Here is a 14400-nt window from a genome sequence, read left to right as displayed (position 1 = left end):
TTGCGTATTTTGGATATTTTTTGTGGTGCTGGTGGGCTGAGCTTTGGATTTGCAAATAATAGTTTTTTCGAACTTGTGGTGGCAAATGATATTGACCAAAATGCAATTAAAGCATATAAATTAAATCACAGCACAACGAATATAATTTGTAAAGATATAGCAAATTTAAGTTATGAGGATATAACAGAATTTGGTGTTATTGATATAGTTTTAGGAGGGCCTCCTTGTCAAAGCTATTCAACTCTTGGAAAACGCAAGATGGATGATAGAGCAAAATTATTTAAAGAATATCTTCGTATTATTGAAATTGTCAAGCCAAGTATGTTTATTTTTGAAAATGTAGTTGGCTTAATATCTATGCAAAAAGGGAATTTGTTTAAAGATATCTGTAAGTTATTTGAAAGTTTAGGATATAGAATTAATTTTAAAATTTTAAATGCTGCGGAATTTGGTGTTCCGCAGATAAGAGAAAGGGTTATTATAGTAGGCATTAAAAATAGTTATAAATCTGAATTTAAATTCCCTATTCCAACGCATTATGACCCGGTAAATGCCACTCTTTTTGATTGCGATAATCTATCGCCTTTTGTCAGTATAAAAGATGCGTTAGATGATTTACCAAGTATAAAAAGTGGAGAAAATGGCAATAATTTAGGATATAAATTTAATCCTAATAATAGATTTTTGCAATTTGTAAGAACTAGCAAAAAATTAAGCGAACATGAAAGTCCAAATAATAATAATAATTTAATCAAGATCATGCAATTTTTGAAAGATGGTCAGTCAAAAGATGATTTACCAGCGGAGATTCGCCCTAAAAGTGGATACAGCAATACCTATGCTAAGATGTTTTGGAATAAACCTGCACCGACCATCACGAGGAATTTTTCTACACCGAGCAGCTCCCGCTGTATTCACCCTAGGGATAGTAGAGCAATGAGTATTAGAGAAGGGGCTAGATTGCAGAGTTTTCCAGATGATTATTTATTTTTTGGTAGTAATACAGATAAAAGATTGCAGATTGGAAATGCCGTTCCGCCATTATTAAGCATTGCGCTTGCTACGGCGGTGGAAAATTATTTTAAGGATAATATTAATGTTTAATTCGGTTGATTTTAAGGAATATCGCAAGATTTTAGGTTTTAATAATCAAGCTTTATTTAAGGATTTTTTATCGGCCAAAGATATAAAACCAAAGATAGATTTTGGATATATAGAATTGTTGAATCATCGTTTGTGCGAGATATTTATTAAGTTAAACAATATCTATTTTAATAAAATTGATATAGATAAATTTTTAGATAAACATCTGTTTGGTGTTTATAATCTCTTAAAACAAAATAATATCATAGATAGATTAAATAACCAAGGAAGACGCAAAGAAGAAGTCTATTTTAGTTGGATTCGTGGATATTTGGTTGTAGAATATTTTAAAAATTCTCTATGCGATATATTTTCGGTTGAAATGGAAAAAATTAGTTGTATTGGAGGAGATGATTTTAGCAGTTTAGATACATTTAAAAGAACGCCAAGCGCAGATTTGCGAATCAATGACTTTCACATCGAGATACAAAGTGGATTTGTTGGTATTAATGATATTAAAGAGCATAAAGTAAGAGAAGCCAAAAGATTATTTTATGAAAATAATAAAAAAACAATATTATTACATTTTGATCTGTTTAATGGTCAGGTAGCATTTGTGGATATTTCTAGCATTTACGATGATGATTTAAATTGGATCACAAGGCAGCAGATGGAGGGGCAAAGTGTATTTAATATAGAACAAAATTATTTTAAGTGGCTTTTAACCCAAAATCCACCAAAATTTAATGAAATAATGGAAGGTTGATATGGATAAGATCAGAGTAGGGATAGTTGGAATTAGTGGTTATACGGGGCTTGAATTAGTTAAAATGATAGTGGCTCATCCAAATTTTAAGCTTAGTTATGCGGGGGCTAGTAGTAGTGGGAATTTAGCTCAAAGCTTTACTAGTTTAAAAGGCGTTATCGATATGCCAATCGAAGCGGCAAATACCGATGAAATCAAGGCTAGATGCGATTTAGTATTTTTGGCTTTGCCACATAGCGAAGGAATGAAAATCACTAAAGAGCTAAGAAAAAGCGATATAAAAATCGTAGATTTATCGGCTGATTATCGTGTGAGCTTAGAAAATTATGAGAAGAATTATTGCGCTCATTTGGATAAAGATGGATTAAAAGATGCCGTTTATGGGCTAGTGGAGATAAATAGAGATAGGATTAAAAAGGCAAATTTAGTAGCTAATCCGGGGTGTTATCCTACTTGTTCGCTTTTGGGTTTGTTGCCTTTTGCCAATATGTTAGATCCTAAATTTGGCGTTATGATCGATGCTAAAAGTGGATTAAGCGGAGCTGGAAAGAGCCTAAAATCTAGTAGCCACTTCATAAGCGTAAATGAGAATATGAATGCCTATTCGCCACTTACTCACAGGCATAGCGATGAGATTAAAGAGCATCTGAATTTAGCTCATAATACCAATATTGATGTAATGTTTGTGCCACATTTAATCCCGCTTAGTCGTGGAATGCTAGTTAGTAGCTATGGGGTTTTAAAGCCTGAATTTAAGGATATTGACCCAATAAGCGTTTTAGAAAATTTTTATAAAGATGAGAAATTTATACGCATTAGGCGTGAGCCAGTTAGCATCAAAGATGTCGCTGGGACGCATTTTTGTGATATTTTTGCGATAAATAATGGTGGCAAGATTTGGATAAATTCTAGTATAGATAATCTTCTTCGTGGCGCTTCATCTCAAGCTTTAGCAAATGCGAATTTAATGCTCGGGATAGATGAGGCGGTGGCTTTGCCGATTATTGGGAATTCTATATGAGAATTTTAGATGGGGCGATTTTTATAGCTGATGCACATGAAAACGCTAAAAGATCTCAATTCTTAAAACTTATTAAAAATTTTAATAGCGGCGCTTTGCCGCTGCCACCACAGATATTTTTGGTTGGTGATATATTTGATTTTCTAAGCTCCACACGCTATACTCAAATATTTTATAAAGAGTGGATCGAAGAGCTAAATTTGCTTGCTAAAAAGAGTGAAATTCACTATTTTGAAGGCAATCATGATTTTAATCTTAGCTCTGTTTTTAAGGGTATCACAATCTATCCTATCTCGTCTCAACCAGCTATTTTTACCCTTGATGATAAGTGTGTAGCAATAGCTCATGGAGATATATTTTTGGGATTTTTTACACAAAATATACTTAAATTTCTTAGAAATAATAGGTTTTTAAAATTGATGGATTTTATAGATAAGAGTTTAAATCACAAGATATCTAAGTGGATTTTATCTACTCAAAAAGATAAGAATTTATCCTATAAAATACCAAATTTCAAAGAGCTAATAAGTCAAAAAATCGCTAATTACCAAGGTGATATTGTAATTGAAGGACACTATCATCAAGGGGTTAGATTTGAAATAAATTCAAAAGATTATATAAATTTACCTTGTTTTGCGTCTGAGCGTAGTTATTTTATTGTAGAATACGCCGATGAAATTAAATTTCGACTTATAAGGAGCCCAAATGTTTGATGATAATATCTTAAAAACGGGTTCGAATGAGATGGAGCTTGTTGATTTTCGCATCTTAAAAAAGGGCAAAGATACTGTATACGAGGGTATTTACGGTGTCAATGTTGCTAAAGTAAAAGAGATAATCAAAATGCCAAATCTCACCGAACTACCAGGCACGCCCGATTATATTGAGGGGATTTTTGACCTTCGTGGCGTAGTTATTCCAGTTATTAGTCTTGCTAAATGGATGCAAATTGAAGAGCCTAAAGAGGCCTTTGTAAAACCTAGAGTTATTATTGCTGAGTTTAGTAATATATTTATTGGTTTTATTGTTCATGAAGCTAAAAGAATTAGACGTATAAACTGGAAAGATATTGAACCAGCAAATTTTGCTGGAAGTGCTGGAACTGGAACTTTAGACAGATCTAAAATCACAGGCGTAACAAGAATTGAAAATGATGATGTTTTACTTATTTTGGATTTAGAAAGTATTGTTGAAGAACTAGGAATATATCAGCCAAAAATGGAAGTTGAGGTAAATGAGATACATAAATTTAGTGGTGTAGCACTAATTTTAGATGATAGCCTTACAGCTAGACGTTTAGTTAGTGATGCATTAACAAAAATGGGTTTAAGAGTAGTAGAGGCAAAAGATGGCGTTGAAGGACTTGAGAAGCTAGAAGATCTTTACTCAATGTATAAAAATGACTTAGAACAAAATCTACGTGTTATTATCAGCGATGTTGAGATGCCTCAGATGGATGGTTTTCACTTTGCAGCTAATGTAAAAGATGATAAGAGATTTGCTAATATTCCTATTATCTTTAACTCATCATTGAGTAATGAATTTAGTGAGCTTCATGGCAAGGATGCAGGCGGTGATGTGTTCTTAACTAAATTTAATGCTACAGAATTTTATGCCGCTGTTTCAAAAGTGATTGAATCACGCAAAAAATATATCAGTTAAGAGGTGATTTATGGATGATATGCAAGAGATACTAGAAGACTTTTTAGTCGAGGCATTTGAGCTTATTGAGCAAATTGACCATGATTTAGTCGAGTTAGAGGCTAATCCTGAGGATCTAGAATTATTAAATAGGATATTTCGTGTAGCTCATACAGTCAAAGGTAGCTCGTCATTTTTAAATTTTGATGTTTTAACAAAGCTTACTCACCATATGGAAGATGTATTAAATAAAGCTCGCCACGGAGAGTTAAAGATAACTCCAGATATTATGGATGTTGTTTTAGAATCAGTAGATATGATGAAAGCGCTTTTAAGAAGCATTAGAGAGCGTGGAAATGATGTTGATGCGGGTGTGAATATATCTGATATATGCGATAGATTAACTGCTATTAATGAAGGCAGAGATCCAAATGCTGATCATAATATATCTACACAGCCACAAGAAGAGGCGCAATCTAAGCAAGATAGTCATTTAGAGCCACAATCAGCAATGGATCAAGAGCCAGAGGTGGATGTAAATAGTTTAAGCGAAGCTGAAGTAGAAGCTGAAATTGAGAGATTGCTTAAAGTTCGTAAAGCTGAAGATCAAGCTAGACGTGATAAGCAAAAACAAAATAGCGAACAATCAGCTGTGCAAACTCCTGAATCAACCCCAGCACCAGAACCAGTACCAACTCCAGCCGCTAAACCAGCGCCTAAAAAAGAGTCAAAAGAATCAAATGCTCCAGCTCATTCTAGCGCCTCAGCTGTAGAACAAACTATTAGGGTCGAGGTGAAGCGACTTGATAACTTGATGAATTTAATCGGTGAGCTAGTTCTTGGTAAAAATAGACTTCTTAAAATTTATGATGATGTAGAAGAGAGATATGAGGGTGAAAAATTCCTTGAGGAGTTAAATCAAGTAGTAAGTGCATTAAGTTTAGTAACAACTGATATCCAGTTAGCTGTTATGAAGACTAGAATGCTACCAATTGCTAAAGTATTTAACAAATTCCCAAGAATGGTGCGTGATTTAAGTCGTGAATTAGGTAAGCAAATTGATCTAGAAATAAGCGGCGAAGAGACAGAGCTAGATAAATCAATCGTAGAAGAGATTGGCGATCCGCTAGTTCATATCATTAGAAATTCATGTGACCATGGTATTGAAAGTCCTAAAGAGAGATTAGCAGCTGGCAAACCTGAAAAAGGTATTATTCAACTAAAAGCTTATAATGAAGGCAATCATATCGTAGTTGAAATAGTAGATGATGGTAAGGGAATTGACGCTTTAGCTGTTAAGATGAAAGCATTAGAAAGGGGCTTAATCACAGAAAGAGAAGTTGATAGCATGACTGATAAAGAGGCATTTTCGCTTATATTTAAGCCTGGATTTTCTATGGCTAAGCAAGTTACAAATGTCAGCGGTCGTGGCGTGGGAATGGATGTTGTCAAGACAAATATCGAAAAGCTAAACGGTATCATAGATATAGATAGCGAAGTAGGTAGAGGCACGATAATGAAACTCAAAATTCCACTAACTTTAGCTATTATCCAATCATTGTTAGTAGGCTCTCAAGAGGAATTCTACGCTATACCATTAGCAAGTGTTAAAGAGACTGTTAGAGTTCCAGTAGATAATATTTACACTATTGAAGGTAAAAATGTCCTTAGACTTCGTGATGAAGTTCTTAGTCTTGTTAGACTTGGTGATCTGTTTGGAGTTAAGCAGGTATTTGAAAGCGGCGATCAAACCTATGTAGTTGTAATCAATGTAGCTGATAGTAAGCTTGGTATTATTGTAGATAGCTTGATTGGCCAGGAGGAGATTGTTATTAAATCACTTGGTAACTACTTGCAAAATATCCGTGGAATTGCTGGTGGTACAATTAGAGGCGATGGTAAGGTAACTCTAATTGTAGATGTAGGTATGATTATGGATATGGCTAAAGAGATTAAAGTAGATATCAGAGCCAGTATGGAATCAAGCGCACAAATGTCTAAAAAAGAAAAACCAAGTGACTATAAAGTCTTAATCGTAGATGACTCTAAGATGGATAGAACAATTATGCAAAAATCGCTTGAACCAATCGGCGTAACTGTGATTGAGGCAACAAATGGTATAGAAGCACTAAATATAGTAAAATCAGGCGATCACAGCATAGATGCGATGCTAATAGATATTGAAATGCCTAGAATGGATGGATATACCCTAGCAGGCGAGATTAGAAAATACTCTAAATATCGCAATCTGCCATTAATTGCCGTTACCAGTAGAACAAGCAAGAGCGACCGCTTAAGAGGCGTAGAAGTAGGTATGACTGAGTATATCACCAAACCATACTCACCAGAATACCTAGAAAATGTCGTAAGAAAAAATATAAAGCTAGTGTAAGGAAGTAAAATGAGCGATAGATTAGGTGAGGTTTTACAAAGACAAAAACAGCAAATAAATGAACCAGAAAATACTAAAGATAGAGAAGAGATAGAACAGCTTGTAGGCTTTATCGTTGGGGAAGAGGAATTTGCTATTCCAATTTTATATATCAAAGAGATTATTAAGCCAATCGAGTATACAAGAGTACCTAGCGTTCCACCATATGTACTTGGTGTGTTTAATCTTAGAGGTAGTGTAATTCCTTTAATAGATTTAAGAATTAGATTTAATCTAGAACCTAGCAAAATGACCCCAAATACTAGATATATCGTTATGCAAGATAACGAGAATATCGCAGGGTTTGTTATAGATAGGCTAACTGAAGCGATTAGAATAAAGACTAATCAAATTGACCAGCCACCTGAAACTTTGGCAAAAGATAAAGGAATGATACAAGGTATTGGCAAAAGAGATAATAATATCTTAACGATATTAAAGGTTGAATCTTTATTAAAGCGTGATTTTTAAGGTTTTTACATGATAAAATTTTGTGTTTTTGATTTTGATTCTACGCTAATGGATGGTGAGACTATCACCATTCTCTCAAGCGCAATGGGTAAAGATAAGGAAGTTGGCGAAATTACTGCTAGGGCTATGGCGGGTGAGCTTGATTTTTATGAGAGTTTAGTACAAAGAGTTAGGCTAATTGAGGGATTAGAGCTTAATAAAGTTTTAGAAATTGCTTCGAATTTGCCATTTATCACCGGTGCTAGTGATATTATTTCATATTTAAAATCCAAAAATATCAAAACAGTTGTATTTAGTGGCGGGTTTCATATTGCTACTGATTCAGCACAAAAAAAGCTTGGCTTTGATCTAAATTTTGCAAATGAGCTTCATCATAAAAATGGTATTTTAACTGGTAATGTCGGTGGCGAGATGATGTTTGGTGACTCTAAGGGCAAGATGCTTAAAAGGCTTAAAGAATTTCTAGGTTTAAGTAGTGATGAGGTTGCCTGCGTAGGCGATGGAGCAAACGATTTATCTATGTTTAAAGAGGCTGGCACTGGTATTGCATTTTGTGCAAATAAGATATTAAAAGAGGCAGCAACTCACATCATAGATATTAAAGATTTAAATGAGATTAAAAAAATTATATAAAAGGTAGAAAATGAGAGATATTAACTTTTCTCTTTGGTGTGATTTTTTAGAGCGTGATTTTATAAATTCAGAATTTATAGAATTAATTCAAAATGACACAATCAATGGAGCTACAAGTAATCCAAGTATATTTAAAGAGGCGATTTGTAATTCACAAGCCTATAGTGAACAAAAAGCCAAATTTAGCAAAAGAAGCGCAAAAAAGATATATGAAATTTTAGCTACAAACGATATTAAAATGGCAGCACATAAAATGCTTGCTAATTATGCAGCTGGAAACGATGGCTTTGTAAGTATTGAAGTAGATCCAAATTTGATCTTAGCTAGTGATATCATCGATGAGGGAAAAAGATTATATAATGCGATTAAGATGCCAAATGTGATGATTAAAATTCCAGCTATTTCATCTGGATTTGATGCAATGTGTGAATTGATGAAAAAGGGAATTAATGTAAATGCAACACTGATTTTCTCTAAAGACCAAGCACAAAATTGTTTAGACGCATTTAAAGAAGGTACTAAAAAATATAGTAAAAAATTTACGCAGACTCCACTTCCTCAAGGAGTGATTAGCGTGTTTGTAAGCAGGTTTGATAGACTACTTGATGAAAAGCTTGAAGAGACTGGTAAATTTGGAATTTATAATGCTACAAATATCTATAACAAAATTCAAAATGCTGGCCAAAGAAATGTAAGAACACTATTTGCAAGTACTGGAGTAAAGAGCAATCAACTTCCAGCAGATTATTATATTAAAGAACTTTTGTATCCAAATTCAATTAATACAGCCCCACTTGATACTATTAAATCATTTATCGCAAGTGGCGAATTTACTCCAAAACCTATACCAAGTAGCGAGGAGATAGATACATTTATGACTAAAGCTAAAGAAGCTGGAGTGGATTATAATAAGGTTTGTGCTAAGCTTTTAGATGATGGCTTGGAAGCATTTGTAGCGGCTTTTGATGAAATTTTGACATCATTATCATAAGCTTAAATTTAGATTTTTTAGCTATAATTGCCGCTTATTTTATTTTAAGGAAAGATAATGTTAGAAGGCATTGTTAGAGAGAGTATTGACAAAAGAAGCACGAAAGCTCTTAGGAGAGATGGTTATCTAATCGCTAACATTTACGCAAAAGGTATTGAAAATATCAATGCTGCTTTTAAAGTAAATGATTTTATCAAAGCTGTTAAGGCTAAAAGCGGTTTGAAATTTGATGTCAGCGTAGGTGGTAAAACCTATAATGTTGTGGTTGTAGATTACCAAAAACACCCAGTAACAAGCATTTTAAAACATGTTGATTTAAAAGTTGTTTTACCAGAAGTTGAGTCTAAATACCTTGTCCCAGTTGTCCCTGTAGGTACTCCAGCAGGTATCAAAAATAAAGGTGTTTTACTACAATCTAAAAAACGCTTAAAAGTTAAATGTAAAGGCAAAGACCTTCCAGATAGCTTTAAAGTAGATGTATCGCCACTTGATATTGATGATACTATCTTAGTTCGTGATATCGAGGCTCCACAAAATGTCCGCATCATCGATGCAGGTCGTGTAGCTGTCTTAGGTGTGGTAAAAGCTAAGTAATGACTCTAATAGCCGGACTTGGCAACATTGGCAAAGAGTATGAAAATACTCGCCATAATGTTGGATTTATGCTTATCGATCTAATCTTAAAAGATGGTGGATATAGCGATGTAAGTTCGGCTAAATTTCAAGGTGAGCTATACAAAAATGGCTCACTTCTCCTTCTTAAACCATCCACATATATGAATTCAAGTGGCAAATCCTTAAAAGCTGTAAATGATTTTTATAAACCTAATCGAATTATTGTTATCCATGATGATCTTGATATCGCTTTTGGTGCGATGAGATTTAAAAATGGCGGAAGTAGTGGTGGCCATAATGGAATCAAATCTATTGATTCTTTAATAGGTAATAATTATGATAGGGTTCGCATAGGTATAGGGCGTGGTGATAAGAGTGTTATTGATTATGTTTTGGGTAAATTTGATAATAGTGAGATGACGCAACTTAATAAAATTTTATCTCATGCTAAAGAAGCTGTTTTAGCCTTAGTAAATTCTGGTGATATTGCAGCTATTTCATCTAAATTTACACTTAAAGCATAAAATTATCTTAATTCTAAATTTGATATAATACCAAAATTAAATTTAGGATTAACATGAAATTAGAAGATATTAAAACTCCAGCCTATGTTTGTGAAGAGGCGAAACTTAAGTCAAATTTGAATATACTTAGTCATGTTGCTAAGGAGAGTGGAGGTAAAGTGCTTTGTGCGCTTAAAGGCTTTGCTTTTTCCCCTGGTATGCCACTTGTCTCTAAAATGTTAAATGGTGCTACATGTAGTGGTTTAATAGAAGCTAAATATGCTAAAGAGCATGGTTTTAGAGAAATTCATACCTATTCTCCAGCTTTTAGCGATGATGATATAGATGAAGTTTTATCAATTAGCCATCATGTTGTTTTTAATAGTTTTGCACAGTGGAGAAGATTTGCTGCTAAGGCTAAAAATAGTAAAGCTAGCATAGGCTTACGTGTCAATCCAAATGTCTCAGCTAGTCCAACTGATATGTATAATCCATGTGGAAAATATTCTCGTTTAGGCATTACTAAAACAAACTTTGAATTTAGCGAGCTTGATGGAATTGAGGGATTGCATTTTCACGCACTTTGCGAGGAGAGTGCTCAAAGCTTAGAGATTGTTTTAAAAGCATTTGAAGAGCAATTTGGTCAGATTATTCCACATATGAAATGGATTAACTTTGGTGGAGGCCATCACATTACAAAAGCAGGATACGATATAGAGCTATTAATAAATTTAATTAAAAACTTTTCCCAAAAATATGGTGTACAAGTCTATATTGAACCAGGTGAAGCTGTAGGTTGGGAGTGCGGGTTTTTGATTGCAAGTGTGCTTGATATTGTAGATAATGAGCAAAAAACTTGTATAATTGATGCCTCTGCTGAATGTCATATGCCTGATACGATTTTAATGCCATATCGTCCAAAAATTAGAGGCGAGAGAGTTGATGGTAAATTTTGTTACAGATTTGGTGGAGCGACTTGCTTAGCTGGTGATATAGTAGGAGCTGAGGCTGGTGAGCCAATTTACAGCTTTGATAAGCCAATAGATATTGGCGATAGGGTAATTTTTGAGGATCAAATTCACTATACAATAGTTAAAAATACCACATTTAATGGCGTTAAGCTTCCAAGTTTGGCAATGATGGATGAGAGTGGCAATGTCGCTATTTGGCGTGAATTTGGTTATGATGATTATGCAAAACGAAACTAAGTAGATTAAATGGCAGACGAACAAGAAAAAACCGAAGAGGCTACCGCCAAGAAGATTGAGGATGCTAGAAATAAAGGTAATGTCCCTAAATCTCAAGATATGAGTGGCTTTGTAACATTGCTTGTAGGATGTGTAGCACTCATTGCTTTGATGGGATTTATGGGCGATAGGGTGATGAATTTGTATCTATATTATCAAGATATAATTGGTACTCCGCTTACTAGGGAGCTGTTTTTTAAAATTGTAATTCATTCGGTTTTACAGTGTTTGCTTATACTTTTACCGCTATTAATTTGCGTGATGATCGCAGGTATTATTGCTAATGTTATGCAGTTTGGTTTTATTTTTACTACCGAGCCGCTTACGCCAAATTTCTCTAAACTTGACCCAATTAAAGGTCTTGCTAATCTTTTTTCACTCAAAAAAGCCGTGGAGACGGTTAAGATTGTAGTTAAAGTTTCGGCAATTTTTGGCTGTGCGTTTTACGTATTTTTACAATTTATTACCGAGTTGCCTTATACAATGTTTTACACGATGTTTGACCAGTTAGTTTGGCTTAGAAATAAAATGTTTATTCTAGCTGGGATTATGCTCTTGCTCTTTATGCTGATTGCAATTGCAGATATTTTTATCGTAAGGTATCAATATTTTAAAGGGCTTAGGATGTCTAAACAAGAGGTAAAAGATGAATACAAGCAAATGGATGGAGATCCTCGTGTCAAAGGGCGAATTCGTCAGCTTCAGATGCAAGCAGCCAAGAAGCGTATGATGCAAAATATTCCAGCAGCTGATGCTATTATAACTAACCCAACTCACTATGCTGTAGCTATCCGTTATGATAAAGATAAAGAATCAGCGCCTGTAGTGCTAGCTAAAGGCGTGGATCATTTAGCGCTAAGAATTAGACAGATTGGCATTGAGCATGGAGTGCAAATAGTAGAAAATCCACCATTGGCTCGTGAGTTATACCGATTGTGCGATGTTGATGATCAGATTCCAGCTACGCTATTTAAGGCTGTGGCTGAAGTACTTACATTTGTATATTTAGGCAATAAGACTAAATTTGCTAAAAGATTAAATGGATAAGTGTTTATTTTTATTATATGCATTACTTATGACACATATAATGGTTTTATTTAAAAAATAGTAATTTGTATGAAATACAAAAAGGCTTTAGTAGAGTATTGCCTTAATGGTTTTCTTAATGTATATAATGATATAGTAATTAAATTAACTACTTAGCCACCACCGACAAATTCAACAATTTCGATTTTCATCTGATCTTTTAGTTTGAATTCACTCCAGATAGTCCGTGGGACTATCTGCATATCAACTTCGGCAGCAACTCTATTGCTATCATAGTTTTGAGATTCTATGAGCTGGGCTAGATTGGTATCATCAGCGATATTAATTAGATTCGAGTTTAGCCAAATTTGCATTACTTCTCATCCATTGCATAGGTTGTACGATACTCTTCGTAGCTACCTTTAAAATCTATAATTTCACCATTACCTTTTAGGTGTAATATTCTATTGGCAAAGGCATCAATTAACTCCCTATCGTGGCTAACACAGATACAGCTACCACTAAAGTTATATAACGCTTCACCTAAGGCAATGATAGCTTCTAGGTCTAGATGGTTATTTGGCTCATCCAAGATAAGCAAATTCGCCCTTTGTAGCATAAGCTTAGATAGCATTAATCTATGCTTTTCTCCACCGCTTAGACTGCCAACTTCTTTTTCTTGTTCAGCTCCACTAAATAGCATTCTACCTAAGCATTTACGGATCTCATCTAGGTCTTTATTTTTGCTATCTTGTAGCCACTCATATAGTTTCAATGTTCCAGTAATTTTATTTGAGCTATCTTGAGCGAAGTAGCCCAGCTCGATTGTAGCGCCGATATGGATATCTCCGCTATCTGCTGACAATTCACTCATTAGAATTTTACACAAAGTGGTTTTGCCAACGCCGTTTGTGCCGATGATTGCGATTTTATCACCTTTATTCATCTTAAAATTAAAATTATCTAAAATCACATTATTATCAAATTTTTTGCTTACTGATTTTAGCTCGATTAACTCATTTCCGATCTCACGATTAATCCTAAACAGTATACTAGGATCACGACGGCTAGATATTTTAATCTCATTGATTTGGAGTTTTTCAAGCTGTTTGGCTCTACTTGTAGCTTGCTTTGCTTTGCTGGCATTAGCGCTAAATCTAGCTATAAATTTCTCAAGCTCTTCACGCTCTTTTAACTTCTTATCACGCTCCATTTCAGCTTGTTTAGCGACTAAATTTGCTGCGATATACCAATCATCATAGTTACCGCTAAATTCTCTAATTTGCTTAAAATCAACATCTAATATATGAGTGCAAACTCGGTTTAAAAAGTGTCTATCATGGCTGATGACAACTAGCGTGCCTTCGTGGTTGATTAACTCTCTTTCTAGCCAAGCGATAGCATCGATATCAAGGTTGTTTGTCGGCTCATCGAGGAATAATATATCAGGCTTAGGAAATAGCACTTGAGCGAGCAAGACTTTTACCTTATCGCTGCTTTCGATTTGGCTCATTAATTTATCATACTCATGTAAGCCAAGTGAGCTTAGGATTTTTTCTATCCTTGTTTCATACTCATATGTTGGGTCCTCTTCAGCAGTGATGATCTCAAGTTCGCTAAGGCGTTCATTAATCTCATCAGTAAATTCCTCGCTTAAATAGAGCTTTTCTTTCTCCTTGATTGCATCATATAGTCTTTTGTTTCCCCATAAAACAGCATCTTTTAAGGTAAAATTTTCAAATGCAAATTGATCTTGTCCTAAGACGCCAATTTTCTTGCCTGATTCTATGATGATATCGCCGCTAGTGTGTTCTATTTGGCCGCTTAAAATCTTTAAAAATGTAGATTTTCCAGCACCATTTGCGCCGATTAGGCCATAGCGATTGTGCGAATTTAGCTTTAAATTCACATCTTCAAAGAGTAGTTGCGAGCCAAAACGATGAGTTAGGCCTTTGATTTCAACCATTACTAT

General features: G+C 34.5%; 15 protein-coding genes. 13 read left to right on the top strand and 2 right to left on the bottom strand.

The window, feature by feature from the left end:
• From CIGNP85_RS03875 to flhB, 13 genes are read left to right on the top strand one after another with little or no spacing between them, the layout of a single operon-like run.
• A complete protein-coding gene (locus CIGNP85_RS03875; protein WP_086287223.1) occupies positions 1–1104 on the top strand; it encodes a DNA cytosine methyltransferase in 1104 nt (367 codons plus the stop codon).
• Positions 1097–1849, top strand: coding sequence for a restriction endonuclease (locus tag CIGNP85_RS03870; protein ID WP_086241740.1), 753 nt, complete (start codon positions 1097–1099; stop codon positions 1847–1849). The genes CIGNP85_RS03875 and CIGNP85_RS03870 overlap by 8 nt, the downstream gene beginning before the upstream one ends.
• A gap of 1 nt (position 1850) precedes the next feature.
• Entirely contained in the window at positions 1851–2870 is a 1020-nt protein-coding gene (argC, locus tag CIGNP85_RS03865; RefSeq protein WP_086241739.1) for an N-acetyl-gamma-glutamyl-phosphate reductase, read from the top strand.
• Positions 2867–3583 carry a UDP-2,3-diacylglucosamine diphosphatase gene (locus CIGNP85_RS03860; protein WP_086268844.1) on the top strand — a complete coding sequence of 239 codons (717 nt, stop codon included), beginning with the start codon at positions 2867–2869 and terminating at the stop codon, positions 3581–3583. Before argC ends, CIGNP85_RS03860 begins: the two co-directional genes overlap by 4 nt.
• Complete coding sequence (locus CIGNP85_RS03855) at positions 3576–4532, top strand: chemotaxis protein (RefSeq protein ID WP_086225514.1); 957 nt, start codon at positions 3576–3578, stop codon at positions 4530–4532. The genes CIGNP85_RS03860 and CIGNP85_RS03855 overlap by 8 nt, the downstream gene beginning before the upstream one ends.
• A 10-nt stretch (positions 4533–4542) precedes the next feature.
• A complete protein-coding gene (locus CIGNP85_RS03850; protein ID WP_086241737.1) occupies positions 4543–6903 on the top strand; it encodes a hybrid sensor histidine kinase/response regulator in 2361 nt (786 codons plus the stop codon).
• 9 nt (positions 6904–6912) lie between these two features.
• Positions 6913–7413 carry a chemotaxis protein CheW gene (locus CIGNP85_RS03845; protein ID WP_086232868.1) on the top strand — a complete coding sequence of 167 codons (501 nt, stop codon included), beginning with the start codon at positions 6913–6915 and terminating at the stop codon, positions 7411–7413.
• A gap of 9 nt (positions 7414–7422) precedes the next feature.
• Positions 7423–8046 (top strand): phosphoserine phosphatase SerB, encoded by a 624-nt coding sequence (gene serB, locus CIGNP85_RS03840; RefSeq protein WP_086268845.1) that lies wholly within the window; start codon positions 7423–7425, stop codon positions 8044–8046.
• Positions 8047–8056: 10 nt separating this feature from the next.
• Positions 8057–9037: a transaldolase gene (locus CIGNP85_RS03835; RefSeq protein WP_086268846.1), complete on the top strand. Its 981-nt coding sequence runs from the start codon at positions 8057–8059 to the stop codon at positions 9035–9037.
• Between the two features lie 57 nt (positions 9038–9094).
• Positions 9095–9631, top strand: coding sequence for a 50S ribosomal protein L25/general stress protein Ctc (locus tag CIGNP85_RS03830; protein WP_086268847.1), 537 nt, complete (start codon positions 9095–9097; stop codon positions 9629–9631).
• Positions 9631–10176: an aminoacyl-tRNA hydrolase gene (pth, locus tag CIGNP85_RS03825; RefSeq protein ID WP_086268848.1), complete on the top strand. Its 546-nt coding sequence runs from the start codon at positions 9631–9633 to the stop codon at positions 10174–10176. Before CIGNP85_RS03830 ends, pth begins: the two co-directional genes overlap by 1 nt.
• A gap of 53 nt (positions 10177–10229) precedes the next feature.
• Positions 10230–11363, top strand: coding sequence for a carboxynorspermidine decarboxylase (gene nspC / locus CIGNP85_RS03820; RefSeq protein ID WP_086268849.1), 1134 nt, complete (start codon positions 10230–10232; stop codon positions 11361–11363).
• A 9-nt stretch (positions 11364–11372) separates the two neighbouring features.
• A complete protein-coding gene (gene flhB / locus CIGNP85_RS03815) occupies positions 11373–12449 on the top strand; it encodes a flagellar biosynthesis protein FlhB (protein ID WP_086228752.1) in 1077 nt (358 codons plus the stop codon).
• A 152-nt stretch (positions 12450–12601) separates the two neighbouring features.
• On the opposite strand, the gene thiS is transcribed toward flhB, so the two are convergent.
• Together thiS and CIGNP85_RS03805 are read right to left on the bottom strand one after the other, a co-directional pair.
• On the bottom strand, positions 12602–12802 hold the full coding sequence (gene thiS, locus CIGNP85_RS03810) for a sulfur carrier protein ThiS (protein WP_086225505.1): 201 nt from the start codon (positions 12800–12802) through the stop codon (positions 12602–12604).
• On the bottom strand, positions 12802–14394 hold the full coding sequence (locus CIGNP85_RS03805) for an ABC-F family ATP-binding cassette domain-containing protein (RefSeq protein ID WP_086235035.1): 1593 nt from the start codon (positions 14392–14394) through the stop codon (positions 12802–12804). Before CIGNP85_RS03805 ends, thiS begins: the two co-directional genes overlap by 1 nt.
• Positions 14395–14400: the final 6 nt, after the last annotated feature.

Source organism: Campylobacter sp. P0085 (assembly GCF_002139495.1).
GTDB lineage: Bacteria > Campylobacterota > Campylobacteria > Campylobacterales > Campylobacteraceae > Campylobacter > Campylobacter devanensis.
The sequence above is the reverse complement of the archived record's forward strand: the minus strand, read 5'-3'. Positions and strand labels throughout refer to the sequence as shown.

Bases quoted from the DNA above. Each gene is read 5' to 3' on its own strand.
- CIGNP85_RS03855 (WP_086225514.1), top strand. From the start codon at position 3,576: ATGTTTGATGATAATATCTTAAAAACGGGTTCGAATGAGATGGAGCTT.
- serB (WP_086268845.1), top strand. From the start codon at position 7,423: ATGATAAAATTTTGTGTTTTTGATTTTGATTCTACGCTAATGGATGGT.
- CIGNP85_RS03850 (WP_086241737.1), top strand. From the start codon at position 4,543: ATGGATGATATGCAAGAGATACTAGAAGACTTTTTAGTCGAGGCATTT.
- CIGNP85_RS03830 (WP_086268847.1), top strand. From the start codon at position 9,095: ATGTTAGAAGGCATTGTTAGAGAGAGTATTGACAAAAGAAGCACGAAA.
- CIGNP85_RS03845 (WP_086232868.1), top strand. From the start codon at position 6,913: ATGAGCGATAGATTAGGTGAGGTTTTACAAAGACAAAAACAGCAAATA.
- CIGNP85_RS03835 (WP_086268846.1), top strand. From the start codon at position 8,057: ATGAGAGATATTAACTTTTCTCTTTGGTGTGATTTTTTAGAGCGTGAT.
- flhB (WP_086228752.1), top strand. From the start codon at position 11,373: ATGGCAGACGAACAAGAAAAAACCGAAGAGGCTACCGCCAAGAAGATT.
- thiS (WP_086225505.1), bottom strand. From the start codon at position 12,802: ATGCAAATTTGGCTAAACTCGAATCTAATTAATATCGCTGATGATACC.
- pth (WP_086268848.1), top strand. From the start codon at position 9,631: ATGACTCTAATAGCCGGACTTGGCAACATTGGCAAAGAGTATGAAAAT.
- CIGNP85_RS03870 (WP_086241740.1), top strand. From the start codon at position 1,097: ATGTTTAATTCGGTTGATTTTAAGGAATATCGCAAGATTTTAGGTTTT.
- CIGNP85_RS03805 (WP_086235035.1), bottom strand. From the start codon at position 14,394: ATGGTTGAAATCAAAGGCCTAACTCATCGTTTTGGCTCGCAACTACTC.
- argC (WP_086241739.1), top strand. From the start codon at position 1,851: ATGGATAAGATCAGAGTAGGGATAGTTGGAATTAGTGGTTATACGGGG.
- CIGNP85_RS03860 (WP_086268844.1), top strand. From the start codon at position 2,867: ATGAGAATTTTAGATGGGGCGATTTTTATAGCTGATGCACATGAAAAC.
- nspC (WP_086268849.1), top strand. From the start codon at position 10,230: ATGAAATTAGAAGATATTAAAACTCCAGCCTATGTTTGTGAAGAGGCG.